The 20,521-nt window shown below is 64.6% G+C and carries 22 protein-coding genes and 2 tRNA genes; 14 read left to right on the top strand and 10 right to left on the bottom strand.

The annotated features are described in order from the left end of the window. Positions 1–118 precede the first annotated feature (118 nt). The 3 genes from ligD (at position 119) to AC1DR6_RS15800 (ending at position 2,790) form a co-directional block, all read left to right on the top strand. A complete protein-coding gene (gene ligD / locus AC1DR6_RS15810) occupies positions 119–1,171 on the top strand; it encodes a non-homologous end-joining DNA ligase (RefSeq protein ID WP_476830197.1) in 1,053 nt (350 codons plus the stop codon). Positions 1,172–1,349: 178 nt separating this feature from the next. Then, positions 1,350–2,312, top strand: a complete 963-nt coding sequence (locus AC1DR6_RS15805; RefSeq protein WP_476830196.1) for a M35 family metalloendopeptidase — start codon at positions 1,350–1,352, stop codon at positions 2,310–2,312. A 223-nt stretch (positions 2,313–2,535) separates the two neighbouring features. After that, complete coding sequence (locus AC1DR6_RS15800) at positions 2,536–2,790, top strand: hypothetical protein (RefSeq protein ID WP_476830195.1); 255 nt, start codon at positions 2,536–2,538, stop codon at positions 2,788–2,790. A gap of 121 nt (positions 2,791–2,911) precedes the next feature. On the opposite strand, the gene AC1DR6_RS15795 is transcribed toward AC1DR6_RS15800, so the two are convergent. Then, a complete protein-coding gene (locus tag AC1DR6_RS15795) occupies positions 2,912–3,166 on the bottom strand; it encodes a hypothetical protein (RefSeq protein ID WP_476830194.1) in 255 nt (84 codons plus the stop codon). Between the two features lie 370 nt (positions 3,167–3,536). Next, positions 3,537–3,626, bottom strand: a tRNA-Ser gene (locus AC1DR6_RS15790). A 366-nt stretch (positions 3,627–3,992) separates the two neighbouring features. Between AC1DR6_RS15790 and rplU the strand changes: the two genes are divergently transcribed. The 8 genes from rplU (at position 3,993) to AC1DR6_RS15750 (ending at position 10,709) form a co-directional block, all read left to right on the top strand. Further along, entirely contained in the window at positions 3,993–4,484 is a 492-nt protein-coding gene (rplU, locus tag AC1DR6_RS15785) for a 50S ribosomal protein L21 (protein WP_476830193.1), read from the top strand. A 172-nt stretch (positions 4,485–4,656) separates the two neighbouring features. After that, entirely contained in the window at positions 4,657–4,923 is a 267-nt protein-coding gene (gene rpmA, locus AC1DR6_RS15780) for a 50S ribosomal protein L27 (RefSeq protein ID WP_476830192.1), read from the top strand. A 156-nt stretch (positions 4,924–5,079) separates the two neighbouring features. After that, a complete protein-coding gene (locus AC1DR6_RS15775; RefSeq protein ID WP_476830191.1) occupies positions 5,080–5,736 on the top strand; it encodes a GNAT family N-acetyltransferase in 657 nt (218 codons plus the stop codon). A 179-nt stretch (positions 5,737–5,915) separates the two neighbouring features. Further along, positions 5,916–7,658 carry an alkaline phosphatase gene (locus tag AC1DR6_RS15770; protein ID WP_476830190.1) on the top strand — a complete coding sequence of 581 codons (1,743 nt, stop codon included), beginning with the start codon at positions 5,916–5,918 and terminating at the stop codon, positions 7,656–7,658. 55 nt (positions 7,659–7,713) lie between these two features. Further along, positions 7,714–8,151 (top strand): hypothetical protein, encoded by a 438-nt coding sequence (locus AC1DR6_RS15765; protein WP_476830189.1) that lies wholly within the window; start codon positions 7,714–7,716, stop codon positions 8,149–8,151. Beyond that, positions 8,129–8,839, top strand: a complete 711-nt coding sequence (locus AC1DR6_RS15760; protein WP_476830188.1) for an ABC transporter ATP-binding protein — start codon at positions 8,129–8,131, stop codon at positions 8,837–8,839. The genes AC1DR6_RS15765 and AC1DR6_RS15760 overlap by 23 nt, the downstream gene beginning before the upstream one ends. Beyond that, complete coding sequence (locus AC1DR6_RS15755; protein ID WP_476830187.1) at positions 8,836–10,128, top strand: ABC transporter permease; 1,293 nt, start codon at positions 8,836–8,838, stop codon at positions 10,126–10,128. The genes AC1DR6_RS15760 and AC1DR6_RS15755 overlap by 4 nt, the downstream gene beginning before the upstream one ends. A 197-nt stretch (positions 10,129–10,325) precedes the next feature. Then, positions 10,326–10,709: a response regulator gene (locus AC1DR6_RS15750; RefSeq protein ID WP_476830186.1), complete on the top strand. Its 384-nt coding sequence runs from the start codon at positions 10,326–10,328 to the stop codon at positions 10,707–10,709. A gap of 42 nt (positions 10,710–10,751) precedes the next feature. On the opposite strand, the gene kduD is transcribed toward AC1DR6_RS15750, so the two are convergent. The 5 genes from kduD to cpdR all read right to left on the bottom strand — a co-directional run bounded on the left by kduD (position 10,752) and on the right by cpdR (position 14,002). Beyond that, complete coding sequence (gene kduD, locus AC1DR6_RS15745) at positions 10,752–11,522, bottom strand: 2-dehydro-3-deoxy-D-gluconate 5-dehydrogenase KduD (protein WP_476830185.1); 771 nt, start codon at positions 11,520–11,522, stop codon at positions 10,752–10,754. Then, on the bottom strand, positions 11,522–12,358 hold the full coding sequence (gene kduI, locus AC1DR6_RS15740) for a 5-dehydro-4-deoxy-D-glucuronate isomerase (RefSeq protein WP_476830184.1): 837 nt from the start codon (positions 12,356–12,358) through the stop codon (positions 11,522–11,524). Before kduI ends, kduD begins: the two co-directional genes overlap by 1 nt. After that, positions 12,355–13,104 (bottom strand): GntR family transcriptional regulator, encoded by a 750-nt coding sequence (locus tag AC1DR6_RS15735; RefSeq protein ID WP_476830183.1) that lies wholly within the window; start codon positions 13,102–13,104, stop codon positions 12,355–12,357. Before AC1DR6_RS15735 ends, kduI begins: the two co-directional genes overlap by 4 nt. 301 nt (positions 13,105–13,405) lie before the next feature. Beyond that, positions 13,406–13,480, bottom strand: a tRNA-Val gene (locus AC1DR6_RS15730). 162 nt (positions 13,481–13,642) lie between these two features. Then, positions 13,643–14,002 carry a cell cycle two-component system response regulator CpdR gene (cpdR, locus tag AC1DR6_RS15725; RefSeq protein ID WP_038363805.1) on the bottom strand — a complete coding sequence of 120 codons (360 nt, stop codon included), beginning with the start codon at positions 14,000–14,002 and terminating at the stop codon, positions 13,643–13,645. A gap of 252 nt (positions 14,003–14,254) precedes the next feature. On the opposite strand from cpdR, the gene AC1DR6_RS15720 reads away from it, so the two are divergent. Continuing rightward, the gene (locus AC1DR6_RS15720) at positions 14,255–15,175 is read left to right on the top strand and encodes an N-formylglutamate amidohydrolase (RefSeq protein WP_476830182.1); all 921 of its coding nucleotides are present in this window, start codon (positions 14,255–14,257) and stop codon (positions 15,173–15,175) included. 336 nt (positions 15,176–15,511) lie between these two features. Beyond that, positions 15,512–16,294 (top strand): histidinol-phosphatase, encoded by a 783-nt coding sequence (gene hisN / locus AC1DR6_RS15715; RefSeq protein WP_476830181.1) that lies wholly within the window; start codon positions 15,512–15,514, stop codon positions 16,292–16,294. Here hisN and AC1DR6_RS15710 read toward each other — a convergent pair. Further along, on the bottom strand, positions 16,199–17,242 hold the full coding sequence (locus AC1DR6_RS15710; RefSeq protein ID WP_476830180.1) for an alpha/beta fold hydrolase: 1,044 nt from the start codon (positions 17,240–17,242) through the stop codon (positions 16,199–16,201). The genes hisN and AC1DR6_RS15710 overlap by 96 nt on opposite strands. Before the next feature lie 219 nt (positions 17,243–17,461). On the opposite strand from AC1DR6_RS15710, the gene AC1DR6_RS15705 reads away from it, so the two are divergent. Further along, positions 17,462–17,932, top strand: coding sequence for an Hsp20 family protein (locus tag AC1DR6_RS15705; protein WP_476830179.1), 471 nt, complete (start codon positions 17,462–17,464; stop codon positions 17,930–17,932). Positions 17,933–17,996: 64 nt separating this feature from the next. Here the strand turns inward: AC1DR6_RS15705 and AC1DR6_RS15700 are convergent, their stop codons facing one another. Beyond that, entirely contained in the window at positions 17,997–18,914 is a 918-nt protein-coding gene (locus tag AC1DR6_RS15700; RefSeq protein WP_476830178.1) for a hypothetical protein, read from the bottom strand. A gap of 109 nt (positions 18,915–19,023) precedes the next feature. Then, positions 19,024–20,076 carry a threonine aldolase family protein gene (locus AC1DR6_RS15695; protein WP_476830177.1) on the bottom strand — a complete coding sequence of 351 codons (1,053 nt, stop codon included), beginning with the start codon at positions 20,074–20,076 and terminating at the stop codon, positions 19,024–19,026. Between the last annotated feature and the right edge of the window lie 445 nt (positions 20,077–20,521).

The raw sequence follows: 20,521 nt of genomic DNA, 5'->3' as shown, positions 1-20,521 counted from the left end.
TAGTCTTCTGCGAGCATGGCATAGGTCGCTTCCGGCCGGCTACCGCGTCACTTCGCCACCACGGAACGAATCACTCGGCCGCCCGTTGGCGACTCGTTTCGTTGCGTGGGTTGCGTTCATGTGTGCGCGTCGGGTTCTCAAAGCCGGGCTGGGCGGTGATATCGTCCAAGGGTCGCTCTCCCGGCGGAAGCGCAAGCTTGCAGCGGATCTTTTCGCGGATCCTATGCCCGACCGCGTAGAGCCGTGCTTGGCGCTGCTGCGAAGCGAACCTCCTGCCGGCGACGACTGGGCTTTTGAGGTCAAATGGGACGGCTATCGGCTGGCCGTCCATATCCTGGGCAAGCAGGTCCGCATTCTGACGCGTGGCGGCCATGATTGGACGAGCCGCTTCCCGACCATCGCGCATGATGCGCTCGAACTCGGGCTAGACAATGCCATCCTGGATGGAGAGGCGGTTGTGCTCGACGAGCGCGGTGCCTCAGACTTCGGAGCGCTCCAGAAAGCCTTAGGCGGGCGCGGCGGAAGGCGGTTCGCATCAGAGGCCCGGCTGTACGCCTTCGATCTGCTCTATCTGAATGGCCATGACCTGCGGCCGATGCCGCTGACCGATCGCCGTGAGATGCTAGCGGATGCCCTGGCCTCGCAGCCGCATGGCTCGATCAGCCTGAGCGAGGAGATCGACACAGAGGGTGGGCCATTCCTCAAGCTGGCGTGCGAACTGGGTCTCGAAGGCATCATCGCCAAGCGTCGATCTGCGCCTTACCAATCCGGCCGGGGCGGCGACTGGCTCAAAATCAAATGTGTCCGGTCCGAGAGCTTCGCCATCATAGGCTATGAGCCGTCGAGCGCTGCGCTTGGCGGTATCGGCAAGCTGTTGCTTGCGGCTAGGCAAGGCGAAAATCTGGTCTATGTCGGCGGGGTTGGCACTGGCTTTTCTGCGGCTTCAGGACCGGCGCTCCGGAAGCAGATGGACGCGCTCATGGTGTCGAAGCCGGCTGCACCCATGACGGGCCGGCGGAAGGCTGCCCGCTGGCTCACTCCAGCACTCGTGGCCGAGATCGAGTTCCGCGCCTGGACTGATGACCGCCACCTGCGACACGCGTCCTATAAGGGCCTTCGTGACGAGGCGGATGAAGCTGCGGTGTTCAAGATCGACGCTGGCCGCACGTGACCGGCGTCGATGACCGCCGCCCACCTTGTTCTTGTAACGATGTCCGATCATCCATTTGAACGACGTCGCTGACTAGCGGCGGGCGCTAGCTTTGGACCGATGCCAGCGAGGGTTGAGAAGCGGTATAGCCGCGCGGGCGAGCGCGGGCATCGATGCTCGGTATAAGAGACGCTGGTCCATGCCTCATTTCGTTGAAGATCCAGTTCCTGCAAATTATTGGGAACCCCGTGTTGGGCAAATCTTGATCAACAGCAAATCTGGAAGCGCCAATATCAACGTTTATTATCCTGGGACCGATCGTATCTCCGTCCGCGTCCAGAGCGACCACCCGCGATTCCGAATAAACGTACGCGGTGGCCCGACTAAACCGGGGCTGCGACTTTACACGGCAACCGGTTTGGTCGCGAACGACTCCATCGCTGTTTTCGACGGCGCAGGGCGGCAGCAAACCGAGTGGCTTCGGATTGCTGGCGTAGCGAGCGACGAGTGGAACACCGCCCGTGTGCTCCGGGCTGGCCTTCCGGTCAGCCAGCACAAACCGAATATTAGCTTCGATCCGTATGGCACGAGCACAAGCAGCGTTCCAGTAAGTGCGGAAAAATGGATCGCTGCGACCGAAAAGGCGATTGCGAACCTCCTTGCCAATCCGGTAGGCAAACTGATCCTTGATGCAGTGACAGGCAAGGTCGTAATTTTCTACGATAAAACAGCCGCCGACATGGGGGCCGTTAATTATCCCTCTTCAGACCCTTCCGACGCGAAGGTCATGATTACGCCTGCTGACTTCCCGGGGAGTCTTCGCCCGGGCGACACCTACGAAGAGACGATCATTCACGAACTGGCGCACACAGTAGATGGGCGATACGGCGCCTACTTCGACTATCTTCCGGATGGTCTTAAGTTCGATGACGGCGATTTCTTCACCATCACGGTCACAAATGTATTTGCAAGCACCAAGAAGCGCCCGCTCAGAAAAGACCACAAAGGTCTAAAGCCCATGCCAGCTTTGTATCTTGGGCCGGCTGGCGAAGCTAAGTTCAACAAGAACCATCAAATCAATCTTGGTATAGTCAGGCGCCTTGTGCCGGATCTTTATCGGAAGCTGATCTTTGTCGACGCTCCTTGGAATCCATTCGGCTGAAGGCTCTGTGGCCAATTAACCTCCCTGCCGCTTATCTCGTCACCTAAAGCGTTCGTTTCACGGATCTATTCCGCCTAGTCGCAGCACGGCAAATACGGGTCAATCAATGGCTGGAATAAATGGACAACATTGCAGGCGATCGACGGCACTAAAAGTAGTGCTCGTATTCGGCGCGTGGCTGATATTAGGACCAGCGCATGCTGAAACGGGTAACGAAACCCGTATGACGGTCCTCTTGATCGAACTGGACATGGCTCAAACGGCTTGCGGCCTGCGTATTCAGACTGAACGGCTCGATGAAATGCTGGCCAGTGCATTCGTAACAAGAAAGCAGCTATTGAACAGACCTCTGACACCCGAACTTGATTTAGCTATCAAGGGTTTAAAAGAGAAGTTCATGCCGGGCCGACCAAGTGTCTGTGAAGACGTTTGGCGCCGACTGGGCCCCGGCAGCGCGCAAAAACTGGTGACACAATGATCCGGGCCTGGCCGCTCGAAAGGCCAGAGCCAGTCCAGAGTTGGAATGCAGGGCGTGCGCCCACCTAAGTGGCGAGTAGATACTAGGGATGGCGATCAATGATCTGGTGGCGATGGGCAATCTACGGCGCACTGTTCGGAGCTGTCGGCAATCTCCTGCCACTATTGGCGGCGAGCCAGATCCACCTCTGGACTAGCGAGCCCTTCTTGGCGATATGGGCAAGGGGCGCAGTTAAAGGCGCAGCGATCGGGGTGGCTTTGGCAATTGCCATCAACTGGATTCGTTCACTGCAGAAGGCTCGGGCCAGCTCGTAATCCTCGTAGAGATTGATGCGCACGCGGTCCTGAAGACTGCGATCGGTTTTGTCGTCAGCCATCGCTTCCTCCTGTGCCTCAATCCGGGTCGGCAGGATGGATCGGTTCGTATGTCGCGGTTTGGTCGATCTCGGAAAGGATGCGGGCGTAGTTCTCCGAAGACGTTCTGCCCGTTTGCGGCTTCTTGGGCGCTCGGCCGTCTGGATCGTTTCCGTCACGATGAGAAGGCGCAGCATGTTGTAACCGAACGCTTAGAGAAGCGTCCGAAACACGAGGGGCCGGCACATGTTCCGAGCGATCCAATCTGAGGCCACAGACATGATCCGATAAACCTGGCGCCGGTATCAATGTTGGATGGTGGGGTAAGAAGTGGGGTGGGCGCTCAGGTGTCTTGAAAGATACCAATTATTTCAATGGCATAGGCCAATGAAGTGGCGGACAGGGAGGGATTTGAACCCCCGATACCCTTGCAGGTATGCCGCATTTCGAGTGCGGTGCATTCAACCACTCTGCCACCTGTCCGCGGTCGCCTTCGGTCGAAGCGGGCTGGTTACTACACAAGCCCTCAGGGAGGGGCAAGCCCAAAGCGGCGATAACGATGCCCGATCCCGATTTCAGGAGAGATCGACGGGCGGGGCCGCGATCGTTCGGAGCGGGCGTTCCGTTGCTGGAGCGCGTGCCGTGCCTGCTTGCGCTTGACCTGCGCGCGGCTTGCGACTATCGAGCCCCATCCGGCGTGGGGAAACCCGCGCCCGATCTGTTTTGGCCCGCGCGATGCGTCGCTGGCTGAAGCCGCAAACCGATCACGCAATCGACTGCCAAAAAGCCGTCCCGCATGCGCTCCGTTCCGGACAGCATGACAGGACGGGGCCGAACATGGAGGACAAAATGTTCGCAGTCATCAAGACCGGCGGGAAGCAATTCCGCGTCGCCGCCAACGACCGCATCACCGTCGCCAAGATCGAGGGCAACCCGGGCGACACCGTCGCCTTCGGCTCCGTGCTGATGCTCACCGAAGGCGAGAAGACCACGCTCGACACCAAGTCGCTGGGCGAGATCACCGTCGCCGGCGAGATCGTCGAGCAGGCCCGCGGCGAGAAGGTCATCGCCTTCAAGAAGCGTCGCCGCCAGAATTCCAAGCGCAAGCGTGGCTTCCGCGCCGAGCTGACGATCATTCGCATCACCGATATCCTCACCGGCGGCAAGCAGCCGGAGATGAAGAAGGGCGAAGTCGCGGCCGCCGCGCCGCAGGACGCCGTCAGCGAGACCAAGGCCAAGCCGTCGAAGGCCGCCAAGGCCGAGGCCGGCGCCGAGGCCCCGAAGGCAGCGGCCAAGAAGGCTCCTGCGAAGAAGGCCAAGGACGAGGCGTCCGAGGCCTGATTCCGGGGTTTTCCCGGCGTCGATATTCGCGCCGGATTGCCATCGACGAGGCTGCGGCCTCGGCCTGTCTCTCCTGACAGGATGGCGTTCCGGCATTTCGTATCCGAGACGGGTGGCGCTGGCCTCCGATTCGGGTTACTGAAGACATGAATAGTTTTTGAGGTAGGGCGTTATGGCTCACAAAAAGGCAGGCGGCTCGTCCCGCAACGGCCGCGACTCCGAAGGCAGGCGCCTCGGCGTTAAGAAGTTCGGCGACCAGGCTGTCGTGCCGGGCAACATCATCATTCGTCAGCGCGGCACGAAGTGGCATGCCGGCGCCAATGTCGGCATGGGCAAAGACCATACGCTCTTCGCGACGTCGAACGGGCGCGTCCGATTCACGACCAAACTCGGCCGAGCTTTCGTGAACGTGGTACCGGCCCAAGAGGCCGCAGAGTAAAAGGCGGACGGGACAGTCTCTCGATCCGCCGGTTCCAACGAACCGATCGGATCAGAGGGCAGGGCCCATTCAGGGTCTCCCAAAGGTCAAACGAAAGGGGAGTTGGGACCGAAAGTCCCAGCTCCTTTTTTCGTTTTCGCCGCCGGAGAGACTGCCATGTTCCCCGAATTGACCCGCGACGACGTCTTCCGGCTCGAGACTCGCCGTCTCTGGCTGCGCTGGCCGCGCATGGGCGACGCCGGCGCCATCCTGCGCCAGGCCGGCGAGAAAGCCGTGGCGGAGATGACGGCGAATATTCCGCATCCCTACCCGCCGGAAGCCGTCGAGCCGTTCATCTTCGCGACAAGGAAGGGCAATGCGCTGGGCGAGCATCTCGTCCTGGGCATCACGCCGCGCGCCAAGCCGAACGACTTGATCGGGATGATCGGCGCGCACCGGCAGGCATCGGGCGTGCCGTTCATCGGCTACTGGCTCGGCACCCCGCATTGGGGCAAGGGCTACGCCACCGAAGCGGCGCAGGGGCTGATCGACACGCTGTTCTCGCTCGTCGACATCCCCGCGATCGATGCGGATACCCGCGTCATCAACCCGGCCTCGCGGCGAGTGCTGGAGAAGTCGGGCTTCCGGGCCGAGGGCTCCTTGCTGAAGGCGCTGCCGGCGCGAGGCGGACTGTTCCCCTGCGAGCAGTTCCGGCTCGAGCGCTCGACCTGGGCGGCGCTGAAGAGCTGGAGCGTCAGCGGCTGGGCACCGCAGCCGGAAGAGCCGCAGATGGAAGCGGCGATGACGGAACGCGGTGAGCCTTGCCTGGCGTGAACCGCCGATAAAACCTGTCGCCGCCCTGTTAAAGGTGCGGCGGCAGGCTGCCCGACGATGCCGGACCCCGTGAGGACCGGGCCCTCAAATCGAATATTTAGCCGCCGAATATCCTTGATAAAACTGTCATGTTGAGCGGTTAGGTCCTCGTTCCATCTTGCCTGGGGTGGAGAGCGACGATGCGGGGATATCTGTGGTTGGCGGCGGCGTTGGCCGCGAGCGTGGCGGGCGGTTCTGCCTTCGCGCAGACGATCTATCCGATCGATCGCGCGGACATTCTCGCCGGCTCCCGCTTCGACTTCAAGGTCGAGTTCCCGAACGGGCCGGCGCAGGGCGATGTCGGCGTCACCATCAACGGCAAGCCTGTCGCTGAGATCCTCGGCAAAGCGCCCGATTTCGTCCAGAACGAAGAAGGCCAGAAGCACTCGGCGTTGTGGCTGCGCGGCGCCTCCCTGCCGGCCGGCCGTTACACGGTGGAAGCCACGCAGGGCGGCAGCAAGTCGGTCGTCAACTGGGACGTCTTTGCCGCTGCCGAGCCGCGCAAGGCCAAGAACGTCATCCTGTTCATAGGCGACGGCATGACGGTCGCCAACCGCACGGCGGCGCGCATCCTCTCCAAGGGGTGGAAAGAGGGCAAGTACAGCGGCGAACTCGCCATGGACGACATGCCTGCGATGGCGCTGATCTCGACATCCGGCACGGATTCGATCGTCACCGACAGCGCCAACGCGATGCATGCCTACACCACAGGCCACAAGAGCTGCGTCAACGCGCTCGGCGTCTATTGCGCGCTGAACAAGGGCTCGCTCGACCAGCCCAAGGTCGAGACCATCGGCGAACTGGTCAAGCGTCGCGGCACGATGGCGCTCGGCGTCGTTACCAATTCTGAGATCGAGGATGCGACGCCGGCCGGCATCGTCTCCCACACCCGCCGCCGCTCGGACTACAACGACATCGTCAAGATGTTCTACGCGGTGAAGCCCGACGTGATCATGGGCGGCGGCTCGCCGAATTTCCTGCCCAAGACGACGCCCGGCTCCAAGCGCACGGACGATGAGGACTTCATCGCGAAGTTCAAGGAGGCCGGCTACACGCTCGCCACCACCAAGACCGAGATGAACGCGGCCGCTGCCGGCGGCGCGAAGAAGCTGCTCGGACTCTACAACACCAGTAATGTCGACGGGCTGTTCGATCTGCGCTTTGCCAAGAAGGGCTCCGTCGCCAAGTTCCCGGACCAGCCGGATGTGGTCGAGCAGACCAAGGCCGCCATCGACATGCTCAAGGGCAATCCGGAAGGCTTCTTCCTGATGGTCGAGTCGGCCCGCATCGACAAATACAGCCATTCGCTCGATTGGGAGCGCTCGGTCTTTGACACGATCATGCTCGACAACGCCGTGAAGGTCGCCAAGGACTTCGCCGGAGATCGCAACGATACGCTGATCATCGTCGTCGCCGACCACTCGCACCCGATGTCGATCATCGGCACCTATGACGACGAGCGTCCGGGGCAGCTGCTGCGCGACAAGCTCGGCGTCTACGCGGAGTCCACCCCGCCGAATTACGGCCCGCTCGATGCCGACGGCTATCCGACGGACATCAACACCTCGCGCCGCCTCGCGGTGGTCTATGGCAGCTATCCCGACACCTGCGACACCGGCCACCCCTCGATGGATGGCGAGCGCGTGCCCGCCGTGAAGGGCCCGGACGGCAAGACCAACATCGCCAACGAGAAGGATTGCGCGGTGCCGATGGCGGCGCGCAAGATCGGCAATCTGCCCTTCGATGCCAATAGCGGCGTGCACGCGGCCGACGACGTGGTGCTGACCGCCATGGGGCCGGGCTCGGAGAAATTCCGCGGCCACAAGCCCAACACCTATGTCTTCCGCGTGATGACGGAAGCGCTGGCGCTGGGTGGCAAGTAAGCCGATGATCGGGGCCAGTGAGGCCAGCATGCGTCGACGCGGCCCGATCACTGTCATGACCCGTCGCGGAGCCCTTGCCGGCCTCGCGACGGCGTGTCTCGTCCCAGCAGCGTACGCGGCCGAGCTGGAAACCATCGCCTTCGACAGCCTTTACAAATCCTTCGGCGTGCTCGGCTTTCAGTTCTCCGACCGTGTCACGGCGCTGCGCGGCCAGAGCGTGCGGATCGTCGGCTACATGGCACCGCCGCTCAAGGCGGAGAGCCATTTCTTCGTGCTGACGCGGGAGCCCTTGGCGATCTGCCCGTTTTGCCAGTCGGATGCCGATTGGCCGGTCGACATCGTGGTGGTGACGCTGAAGAACGAGACGCCGATGGTCAGCGCCGGCCGGAAGGTGGCCGTCAGCGGGCGCCTCGAGATCGGCTCGGCCACCGATGCCGATACCGGCTTCGTCAGCCAGATCAGGATCACCGATGCCGGCTTTGCCCTTGCCTGAGCGGGCGGCTGTAAGGCTCGTGCTGGACGATCTGGCGCTCGACCATCGCGACGCGGATGGCGCGCTGTTGCGACTGCTCGACATTCCCGCGCTGTCGCTCGACGCAGGCGCTCAGCTCGGTGTCAGCGGGCCTTCGGGCTGCGGCAAGAGCTCGCTGCTGCACCTGATCGCAGGGCTGGTCGCTCCGTCGCGCGGGAGCATCCGCTGGAACGGCGAGGTCGTGTCGGCATTGTCGGAAACCGGCCGGGATCGCTGGCGCCGGAAGACGATCGGCTTCGTTTTCCAGGATTTCCATCTCATTCCCGAGCTCGACATCGCCGGCAATATCGCGCTGCCGGCGCGCTTCGCGGGCTGGCGGCTGGGCGGGACGGAGCAGGAGAGGGTCGCGGCGCTGATCCGCCGGATGGGCCTGCCTGATCCGCGGCGACGCGCGAGCCTGCTTTCGCGCGGTGAACAGCAGCGCGTGGCGATCGCGCGCGCGCTGTTCAACCGGCCCGCGCTGATCCTCGCCGACGAGCCGACGGCGAGCCTGGATGCGGCCCATGCCGAGGAGGTCGCCGATCTCCTGCTGGAGACGGCGGCTGAAAACGGCGCCATCCTCGTCTGCGCGATGCATGACCCGGTGCTGCTGGCGCGATTTAAGCGCAAGCTCGACCTGTCGCGGCCCTCACCAAGAAAAGCCGCATGATGAATCCGCTTCCGATGGTGCTCGCCGATCTCAGGGCGCTGCGCTGGACCGCGCCGGCGATCATGCTGCTCGTCGCGCTCGCGGTCGCGACCGGCGTGGCTATCGGCGCGCAGGAGCGGGCACTGCGTCGTGGCTCTGCTGCGGCCGCCAACGATTTCGACCTTCTCATCGGCGCGCCCGGCAGCCAGACACAGCTGTTGATGTCGGCCGTCTACGTCCAGCCGGATGCCCTGCCGCTGATCGACGGCCGGCTGATCGACACGCTTGCCCGTGACGAGCGCGTCGGCCAGGTCGCGCCGATCGCCTTTGGCGACGTCAGCCGGGGTTATGCGATCATCGGCACGACAGCGAATTTCGCCTCGCGCTGGGGTCGTCTCGCGCCGAGCGAAGGCCGGCTCTTCACGGGGGAGGGCGAGGCCGTGCTGGGCGCTGATGTGCTGTACCGGCTCGGCGATGCGATCACGCCGTCGCATGGCGCTGCCGGTCATGCGGCGAAACTCGGCCAGTCCGATGCGGAGGAGGATGCTCACAAGCACACGGGCCAGGGCTATACCGTGGTCGGTCGGCTGCCGCGTCTGGGGTCGCCCTGGGACCGCGCGATCCTCGTGCCGATCGAGAGCGTCTGGGAGATCCACGGCCTCGGTAACGGCCACGCCTCGGATCGACGGACGGGCGAGGCGCCGTTCTGGCATCAGGGTTCGGCCGGCGAACCTGTCGCGGATCGGCTCGGCTCGCCTTTTGATGCCAAGCGCGTGCCGGGCGTCCCGGCGATCGTGGTCAAGCCGAAGGGTGTTGCCGGCGCCTATGCGTTGCGGGCCCAATATCGCCAGGGCGGGACCATGGCTTTCTTTCCGGCGGAGGTGCTGGTCTCGCTTTATGGGGCGCTGGGCGACATCAGCGATATCCTTGTCATCGCGTCCGCCGCGAATACCGTTCTGATCCTGGCAAGCGTCGTGCTGCTGCTGATCGCGGTCAACGGGCTCAGGCGGCGCCGTTACGGCACGCTGAGGGCGCTCGGCGCGCCGCGTTCCTATGTCCTGCTGGTGACCTGGTTCGGGACGGTCGTCCTCATCGCCGCCGGCTGCGTGGTCGGACTCGGGCTTGGCTCCGCCGGTACCTGGGCGGTGTCCGGTGTGGTCGCTGCCCGGACCGGCCTGACGCTGTCGCCGGCGCTGGGTTCGAACGAATTGATGCAAGTCGGCATGCTATGCCTGCTGGGTAGCCTGCTGGCTCTGCTGCCGGCGATCTTCTCCTACCGCCAGCCGGTCATCGCGAGTTTGCGCGGCTGAACCAGCCAATACGGTTGCGCTTGATCGGCGCGATGCGAGGTGCCGCTCGTCTGAGATGAGCTGGGCGAGGCCCTGATCATGGCTGCTCGCTGCGATTGTCAGGAACCGGCAGGAGCAAGCCGAGTTATTCGATTTCTGGAGCGCCAGCGTTTTTCGGCAGACGTTCCATCTCGTTAAACATGATCGAGGCGCGCCCCATGTCGTCCGCCAAGGCGCTGCAAAAAACCGTCATCCTGGTCGTCGAGGACGAACCTCTGCTCATGATGGACGCTGTCGATATGATCGAGAGCGCCGGCATGATCGCGCTGGAGGCCGGCACCGCCGACGAGGCCCTGGCGATGTTGATCGGCCATCCCGAGATTTCCATCGTCCTGACCGATATCGATATGCCCGGCTCGATGGACGGGCTGAAACTCGCTCAGATGGTGCGAGATCGCTGGCCGCCATTGGAGATCGTCATCGTCTCCGGACATCGCACGGTGCCGCCGGAAATGATGCCGGAGCGAGGGCGGTTCTTCGGCAAGCCTTTCCGCCATGCCGACATGGTCCGGACGCTGCGCGACTTCGCCGCCCAAGCCTGACGGCCGTCGAATCGATCGAGACGGCCTCCACCCGCTTCCGCTTTAGCGCGCCAGCCAGCCGCCATCCACGGGTAGGACAATTCCGTGGACATAGGCTGCCGCGTCCGAGGCGAGGAAGACAGCTGCGCCGCCGATGTCCTCAGGCTGGCCCCACTGCCCGGATGGGATGCGGGCGAGGATGGCTTCGTTGCGCGCGGGGTCGGCGCGCAAGGCTTCCGTGTTGTTGGTCACGAAATAGCCGGGCGCGATGGCGTTGACGTTAATCCCCTTGCTGGCCCACTCGCAGGCCAGCAGCCGCGTCAGCCCGGCGAGCCCGCTCTTCGACGCCGTGTAGGAGGGGATGCGGATGCCGCCCTGGAAGGAGAGCAGCGAGGCGATGTTGATGACCTTGCCGCCCTTGCCGTCGGCCAGCATGCGCTTGGCCACGCCTTGAGTCAGGAAGAAGGTGGACTTCAGGTTGACGTCCATCACCGCGTCCCAATCGGCCTCGGTGAAGTCGATCGCGTCGTTGCGGCGGATGATGCCGGCATTGTTGACGAGGATATCGAGCCGCGAGCCATCGGCCTTCGCCGCCGCTTCCGCCTCCTCGACGATGCGGGCGATCGGCTCCAGCGTGGCGAGATCGGCCGTGATCTCGTGGAAGGGGCGGCCGGTCTCGCCAACCAAAGCCTTCGTGTCAGCCATGCTGGAGCGACCGACCGCGACGATGCCGGCGCCGGCCTGCGCCAGCGCAACCGCGATGGCCTGCCCCAAGCCCGTATTGGCGCCGGTGACGATGGCGGTGCGGCCGGTCAGGTCGAAGGGCGTGACCATCAGCGCAGATCCCCGGTCGCGACCATATCCATGTCGGTATAATCGACATTGTCGCCGCCCATGCCCCAGATGAAGGAGTAAGCCTTCGTCCCAACGCCGGAATGGATCGACCAGCCCGGCGACAGGATCGCCTGCTCGTTGGCGACGACGAGGTGGCGGGTTTCCTGCGGCTCGCCCATCAGGTGGAAGACGCGGGCATCCTGCGGCACGTCGAAATAGAGGTAGATCTCGCAGCGCCTGTCATGGGTGTGGGAGGGCATGGTGTTCCAGATGCTGCCCTCGTCCAGCGTGGTGACGCCCATGACGAGCTGGCAGGTCTCGCAAATACCGGGGATGATGTACTGGCGGATAGTCCGTTTGTTCGCGGTCGCCTGCTCGCCGAGTGGGAGCGTCCGGGCATCGGACTCGCGGATCACGCGGGTGGGATGCACCGCATGGGCGGGGGTCGACAGCAGGTAGAATTTTGCGGGGTTTCCGGGCTCGTCGCTGGAAAAGGAGACCTCGCCCGCCTCCTTGCCGATATAGAGCGCGTCGCGCTTGGCGAGCGCATGATCTTGGCTTGCGACCGAGACCTTGCCGGGGCCGCCGACATTGACGATGCCAAGCTCGCGGCGTTTCAGGAAGGCGTAAGTGCCCACCGCCTTGGGCGTCGGTAGTACCACTGCCTTATCGGTCGGCATGGCGCCGCCGACGATGACGCGGTCGAGATGGCTGTAGGTCAGCTTGACCTCGCCAGCGACAAAAAGCGTCTCGATCAGGAAATGGCGACGCAGCTCGGCGGTATCGAAATGCTTGACGGCCTCGGGGTGCGAAACCTGGCGGATGTCGATGGTCATGTCGTCTCCTGTCGGGCGACGGTGGAAGCCGGCCGACGCGGCCGCTCCGATCCGTCGCCCATGTCGAAATAGGGTTGGTTGTGCTCGGCGACGGCCAGGAGGTCGTCCTGCAGCTTGCCGAGATGCTCGCCGATCGCATGAGCGGCAGCGTCTGCATCGCCGCGGCCGATCGCCTCGACGACGGCTGCGTGCTCGCGCAGGACACGGTCCATCCGGCCCTGCTGCGGCAAGGTCAGCCGCCGAAAGCGGTCCATCTGGAGTTTCACCTGCTGGGTGAACCGCCAGATGCCGGGGTGCCCGGCAAGCTCGGCGATGCAGGCATGGAAGGCGTCGTCGGAGAGGTGGAAGCGTTCCCGCTCGCCGCGCTCGGCACGCGCGGCCAGCTCATCCATGATGCGGGCCAGACGATCGATCCGGCCGGCTCCGCGCTGCGCTGCCAGACGCGCGCAGGTTTCCTCCAGCGAACGCCGGATCACCAGCGCTTCAGGCAAGGCCCGGAAGGGAATCAGCGATGCGAAGGTGCCGGATTGCGGAAAGATCGAGACCAGGCCCTCATCGGCGAGCTTGAGCAGCGCCTCGCGCACCGGCGTGCGGCTGACGCCATGCGCCTCGGCGAGATCCTTTTCCGAAATAGGCGCCCCCGGCAGTATCGCCAGCGAGACGATGTCGGCGCGCAGGGCATCGCGGATCGCCGCTGCCGCCGTGCGCCGTGCCGGTCCCGCTGTCGCTGTCTCGCTGTCGGTCACCGCCAAGCTTGCCCCTGCATCACCGGACCGATTTCATAACTAGTATATTAGTTTCGGACAAGCCACGGGCGGCGAGGGCGGTGATAGATCGTCCCGCCATGGGCATCGTCGCGCGCTGCTGTCGAAGTTTGGACGCGTCGTAGGGCTTACACACTTGCCAAGCGTTGGCGGGCCGTAAACCGGCCAGACGAGACCGCACAGAACCGCGCCGACGGCGCCTTTGGTTCTCTCGCTCCGAAAGACAGCGCGCAAAGAAAAACCCCGGAAACCGCTTTGTCAGCGATGTCCGGGGTTTTAGAAATGGTGGGCGCGACAGGGATCGAACCTGTGACCCCTACGATGTCAACGTAGTGCTCTCCCGCTGAGCTACGCGCCCGTTACCGCACCTGTCATGCTGCGGTCGGTAGCGTGTCCGGGCCTTGCGGCCGCAGTCACGCTGCGAGGTGAGGGGGCTATAGCGGCTCGTCCTTTGGCTGGCAAGAGGATCGGGCCGAAAAGTGGGCCTGCCCTTTGCGAGACGAATCCGCCGCCTCGGATCTCACGCCGCCAACAGTTTTTCGACCTCGTTGACCAGCTCGCGCAGATGGAAGGGCTTGGAGAGCACCTTGGCATCCTTCGGCGTCTGCGAATCGGGGTTCAGGGCCACGGCCGCGAAGCCGGTGATGAACATGACCTTGATGTCGGGGTCGAGTTCGGTGGCGCGGCGGGCCAGCTCGATGCCGTCCATCTCCGGCATGACGATGTCGGTCAGCAGAAGCTCGAACGGCTCCTCGCGCAAACGGTTATAGGCCGACAGGCCGTTGTCGAACGAGGCGACGTCGTAGCCTGCGTTCTGCAGGGCCTTGACCAGGAAACGACGCATGTCGTTGTCGTCTTCCGCGAGCAAAATCTTCGTCATGGGCCAGTTCTGTCCGTCCCCGAGGCCTGTGTAGCGGATGCTGCCCCGGGCGAGGGCTGCGTCCGTCCCGATGCATCTGGCGCCCGTCGACTTCGGGCCCGAAGGGCTGGGTAGCGACCCGGCCGCCCCGTTGAAACCAAGTCGTGGTATCAAGCCGCATTATGGTAAACAACTGATGAATCCCCGGCCGCCGCGCACGGATGCGCGAGGGCGCTTTCTAAGCACCGGCTTTATGTGCTTCAGTCGCGGGCGATGAGCTTTTCCTCCGACCCGTTCCCGCCTGGACCCGACGATGTCGTCGGGGAGATCGAACGCCCCTTCAGCCTTTACCAGCCGGCCCTGCAGATCGTGCCCGTCGTGGTGGACGTGCCCCACGCCGGGCGGCGTTATCCGCGTGATTTCGTGGCCCGTGCACGGCTGCCGCTGCGGAGCCTGCGGCGCTCGGAGGATGCGTTCGTCGACCAGCTCTTCGCCCAGAGCGTCGCGCTCGGCGCGCCGCTGCTGGTGGCGGAGTTCCCGCGCGCCTATCTCGATCTCAACCGCGAGCCCTACGAGCTCGACCCGCGCATGTTCGAAGGGCGCGTCCCGGCCTTTGCCAATACGCGCTCGATGCGGGTGGCGGGCGGCCTTGGAACGATCCCGCGGATCGTCGGCGACGGGCAGGACATCTATCTCGGGCGTATCCCCATCGCGGAAGGGCTGGAGCGGATCGAGGCGCTGTATCGGCCTTATCACGCTGCGCTGAGAGGGCTCGTCCAGCGCACGCAGGGCGCCTTCGGCACGTGCATCCTGGTCGATGCTCATTCGATGCCCTCTGCCGGCCTGGACCGCGACGGCCTGCCGAAATCGGATATCATCCTCGGCGACCGCTTCGGCACGAGCGCGGCCGGCTACATCATCGACATCGCCGAGGAGGCTTTCGCCAAGCTCGGGCTCCGTGTCACGCGCAACCGGCCCTATGCCGGCGGCTTCATCACCGAGCATTACGGGGCGCCGAGTGCGGGGGTGCATGCGCTTCAGATCGAGATCAACCGCGCGCTCTACATGGACGAGGCCACACTGACGCCGAATGCCGGTTTCGGGGCCTTGCAGGATGTCGTCTCGCGCGCGATGGCGGACTGCTTCGCCCGCTGGAGCGGCTGGCTGGAGGACTGGCGCGAGGCCGCCGAGTAGGCGCTGGGCGTGCACCGAGACAGCGCGGGCAACCGAAGGAACGCGGCCAAAAAAAAGGGCCGCACACTTGCGTGGCGGCCCAAGTCTAGGGAGGAAACGCCCAAGGAGGGCATGCAAAGGCTTGAGGTCATCTCCCCTTCGCAAGTGCACAATAAGTCTGACCGATGGGAGTGCGCAAGCGGAATTGTCGGGCATCGGGTTAGCTATGCATTTTGTGCATGACAAATCGAAAATCGTTGCGAATCGAACCGTTTGCGCGAGGCTTGGCGCTGCCGGAACGAAAGCTTTAAGCAGGATAGCCATAATGGTGCGGCGCAATAAACGGCAGGTCCAATCGTGAGTGCAGTCGATTTCGAGGCCTTTGTCGCCGAGCTTGCGACGCAATCGGGGCAGGTGATCCTGCCGTTCTTCCGCGCCCATCACGCGACGGAGGACAAGTCGGGCGGCGGCGTGTTCGATCCCGTGACCGAAGCCGACAAGGCAGGCGAGGCCGTGATGCGACGGCTGATCGGTCAGCAGTTTCCGCAGCATGGCATTCTGGGTGAGGAATTCGGGAGCGAGAACACCGATGCCGAATATGTCTGGGTTCTCGATCCGATCGACGGCACGCGGGCCTTCATCTCGGGCATCCCGGTCTGGGGCACGCTGATCGGGCTGACGCGCAACGGTGCGCCGGTTTACGGAATGATGCACCAGCCCTTCTCCGGCGAACGCTTCTTCGGCGATGGCGGCGAGGCGCATTACCACGGCCCCGGCGGCCCGCGCCGGCTTCGCACCCGGCAGGGAAGCGATCTTTCGACGGCCACGCTGATGACGACATCGCCGGCGCTGTTCGAAGGCGCCGAGGCGGAGGCCTTCGCGCGAGTCGAATCCCAGGTGCGACTCTCGCGCTATGGCTGCGATTGCTATGCCTACTGCATGCTCGCGGCGGGCCATGTCGATCTTGTCATCGAAAGCGGGCTGAAGCCCTACGACATCGTCGCGCTGATCCCGATCATCGAGGGCGCCGGCGGCGTCGTCACCTCATGGGATGGCGGCAGCGCCGCCGGGGGCGGGCGCGTCCTCGCCGCCGCCAGCAAGTCGCTGCACGAGGCGGCGCTCGCCCTGCTCGCCGGCTGATGCGTCCTCGCCGGGGATAAAGGCGTCGAAAGCCGCCCAGAACTGCGCCCGGATCGCATCGCTCTCCATCAAAATTTCATGGCGGGCCGTGGGGAAGACCAGCGCCGCGCCGGTCTTGAGACGAGCCGCGAAGCGCTCGATCGCCGGCGTCGAGACGACCGGGTCCTGCCCGGCGGCGATGATCAGCGTCGGCACCTTGACCTCGCTGGCCGCCGTGGAAGCATTCAGCCGCGTCATCAGCCGGAAGGCGGTTCTCACCCAGGCGATGGTGGGGTCGCCGATGCACAAATCGCGCGCCGCAGCCGAAAGCGTGCTGTTGCGGGCATAGCGGGCCTCGTCGCTGGTCAGGCGGTTGCCCAGAAACGGCTTGGTCGCGATGGCCGTGTCGCTGCCGCCCGGAACAAATGCCCTGCCGAAACCGAGCCAGAACAGAAAGCTCGCGAGCCGGCTCGCCGCCTGCGGCCGGCCGACCATCGAAAGCCCCAGCATCGGCGCGAGCGCGACCATGCGCGAGACCGGCAGGGCGTCGCGTCGGGCGGCATCCAAACAGAGCGCCGCGCCCATCGAATGGGCCAGGATGAAATAGGGAAGCGGAAACTTCGCCTGCATCTCGGCCATCGCCAGCGCCAGATCGGCCTCATAGTGCCTGAGCCATCCGACATGGCCTTTGCGGCCGCGCCGGACGAAGCGCTGGGAACCGCCCTGGCCGCGCCAGTCGAAGGTCAGCACATGCAAGCCACGGCGGCGGAGTTCCGCGATGGTCTCGCTATAGCGCTCGATGAATTCGGCCCTGCCCTGAATCAGAACCACCGTGCCGTGCACGGGCTTCACCGTCGGATGCCAGCTGGCGAAACGCAGCTGAGCGCCGTCTCGCGCCATGGCCATCCAGACCTTGCCGTGGCCGGGCAGGGGGTAGTCGGGATGGTTGAAGAAGCTGGCCTCGGCCATGGGGTCTCCGGTGCGATCTCCGGCGCTTGCAACCGGCGCGGCGAGCGTCAGCGGGCGGGTTCGCGAGCTTGCTTATGCCCCTCTCCGTCACCTCTTGAAAAGCCGAAAACCGCTTACCAGATCATCCCTGCGCAGGCCGGACACCGGCTGCGCAAACCGGAAACGGCCCGTGCTCAGGCGAGGCGGGCCTTATGAACGTCGCTTCTTGGAGGACATATCATGCGTCATTTCGATCTCTCCCCGCTCTACCGCTCCACCGTCGGCTTCGACCGCCTGTTCTCGCTTCTCGACCAGGCGTCCAGCAACGACGCGGCGCCGAGCTATCCGCCCTACAACATCGAGCGCACCGCTGAGAACGCCTACCGCATCACCATCGCGGTCGCGGGCTTCGGCGATTCCGATCTCTCGATCGAGAGCAAGGAAAACACGCTCACCGTGAAGGGCGAGAAGAACGCCGAGGACGGCCAGCAGCGCGAGGTCCTGCATCAGGGCATCGCCGCGCGGGCCTTCGAGCGTCGCTTCCAGCTCGCCGACTATGTCCAGGTCACCGGAGCCAGCCTGGAGAACGGGCTGCTCCATATCGAGCTCGTCCGCGAAATCCCCGAGGCCAAGAAGCCACGCCAGATTCCGATCGGCGCCGGTTCGGCCAAGGTGATCGAGGCCAAGGTCGAGACCGCCAAGGCCGCTTAACCAGCGTTGCCATCGCGCTGAACGCTCGAGGCGAGAGGGCTCCCGGCGACGGGGGCCCTTTTTGTCAGTCGAGTGGGGTCACCGGCGGGATGACGGTCTCGGCCTTGGGTTGAGCCGAACCCGTGTCCTGGCCCTGCACAGGCGGTGTCGTGGCCGGGGCGGGGGGCACAGGTGGCGTCGGAGCCGTCGCTGCCGGCACCGGGGGCTTGACGTCCGGTTCCGGCGTCGGCTGCGACCATTGCGGCGCGCGGACATCGTTCGGATCGACCGGCTTGGGTTTGTCCCGATCCGTCGCAGGATCGACTGGCGCAGGTGGTGTAGCAGGCGGGGGTGAGGTTGCCGGCGCCGGCGAAGCGTTGTTGGCAGGTGGGTTCTTCTCCGCCGGGGGGACCGGCGCAGGCCTTGGGATTGCGGGCGTCTCTGGGGCGGCGATGGATGGGGCGGGAATGGCTGGGGGCGTACCCGCCTGTCCCTTGAGTTCTGTCGGGCGCTCCGGCGGCTTGCGCGCCGCATTCGAGCGCGGCGCAATGGGGCGGGCCGGTTCGCGGGGGTCGATCCGCGCACCCTCGGGCACCGAGGGGGATGCCAAGGCTTCGCGGCGGATGAGGCCACCGGCGAACGCATCGAGGATGAGGCGCTGGCGGCGGCCGTCTTCCCGCATCCCGTCGACGAGATAGGCGTCGCCGCTGCGCGTCAGTCGATCGACCCTGACGAAACCGTAGCGCTGCGCGGCGATCCGCCCGATCTCGCGCGGCGTCACCGCAGCCGGAGCGCGACGCGGGGGAGCATATCGCTCGCGATAGCCATCATCGTAGCCGTCGTCGTAGCGAGGCCCATAGCCGTAGATATCGGCGGGCGGATAGGGGCGGTTCTCGTAATAGTAATACTGCGCGGCGGCGCTGCCGGCCGAGCCAGCGAGCGCCCCGGCCGCGGCGAGGCCGAGCAGGCCGATGCGCCACGCAACCGTCGAACGAAATGCCATGCCGATTGTCCTCAACGTCAAATCCGTTAACGCGATGTCGCCGGATTTGCATTGTCTTAGGGAATGAGGCGGGCATACGGCTGAAATCAGGGCGAAAACCGCTGGTTCGTCAGCGAACGAGCGCAATCAGGCGCTGCACCTCTTCGGGATCGGTCGCGAAGGACATGACGAAGCGGGCGACGATTTCGTCGGGCCGCAATGCATTGTCTGGTGCGAGCGAGCGGGACGACCAGGGGTAATAGCGCACTCCCGCGCCCGTCAGCTCGCGATCCAGCTCTGCGGAGAGGATGATGAAGACCTCATTGGCCTGGCTGGGCCAGGCCAGGCGGGCCTTGCCGCCGGCTTCGACCGCGTCTGCGAGCAGGCGCGCCTGCGCATTGGCGTGCCGGGCGAGATGGAGCCAGTGGTCGTCGGCCAGCAGACCCTCGAACTGGGCGCCGAGGAAGCGGCCTTTCGACAGGGTCTGGCCGGCGCGCTTGCGGCGCCACTTCATCTCGTCTGCCTTGGCGGGATCGAAGAAGACCACGGCTTCCGCCGCCCAGGCACCATTTTTGGTGCCGCCGAACGAAAGCACGTCGATGCCGGCCTTCCATGTGATTTCGGCCGGGGTGCAGCCGAGGCTCACAAGCGCATTGGCGAAGCGGGCGCCGTCCATGTGGAAGGTCAGGCGGCGGGCAGCGCTCGCCTCGCGCAAGGCACGCACCTCGGCGGGAGTGTAGATCGTGCCGCATTCGGTCGCCTGAGTGATGGAAAGCGCCTGTGCCTGGACATGATGGAAGCTGCCCTCGCCGAGATGGCCGAGCGCCTTCGTCACCGCCCCGGGTGTCAATTTCGCGCCGGGGCCGGGGAGATCGACCAGCTTGGCGCCGTCGCTGAAGAATTCGGGCGCGCCGCATTCGTCCTCGACGATATGGCTCTCTTCATGGGTGATGACCGCCCCCCAGGGCCTGACGACGCTGGCGAGCGCCAGCGCATTGGCGGCCGTGCCGGTTGTGACGAGGAAGGCCGCGACCTCGCGGTCGAAGATCGCGGAAAGACGCTCCTCCACCCGCTTCGTCCAGTCGTCGGCGCCGTAGCCCGCTGCGGGACCGTCATTGGCTGCGGCGAGGGCGGCCATAACGTGGGGGCTGGCGCCGGCGGTGTTGTCGCTGAGGAAATTCATGAGGCGACGGTAGGCAGGAGACGAGCGGCTGCCAAGACGAGCAATCGAGGCCGTGCCCTGCATCTGGCGCCGAGCTCGTCCTAGGAAAGCGATCAAAACAAGAAGCAAGCAGCCTGAGTCAGGCTTTCATTCCAGAAATATCCGACGAAGATCACATATCGCAACAAAATTTCGTTTCGGGCCAAACTCCGTGCTTGTGCGCAGATTGGAATTCTGGCAAATTCGTCTCGATAGGACAGTGCTGCTGTCCCATTTTCATCGCGCCGATAGAAAGCCCATGCGGTTTTCGATCGGGCTGTCGCAACGGAGGCGAACATGACGGGAGGCAGGGCCAATAACGCCAAAGCCGCTCCTATGCGCGCCGTCCGTAAAACGACGGCCTGAAGACAGGCGCGACCGGGCCACCCAGCCCGAAGCGCCTGCGGAGGACGCGGGCGCGGGGATA

It is taken from the genome of Allobosea sp. P5_A5 (assembly GCF_056400625.1).
Note: the sequence above shows the minus strand (reverse complement) of the source record. Positions and strands in the feature narration are given on the sequence as shown.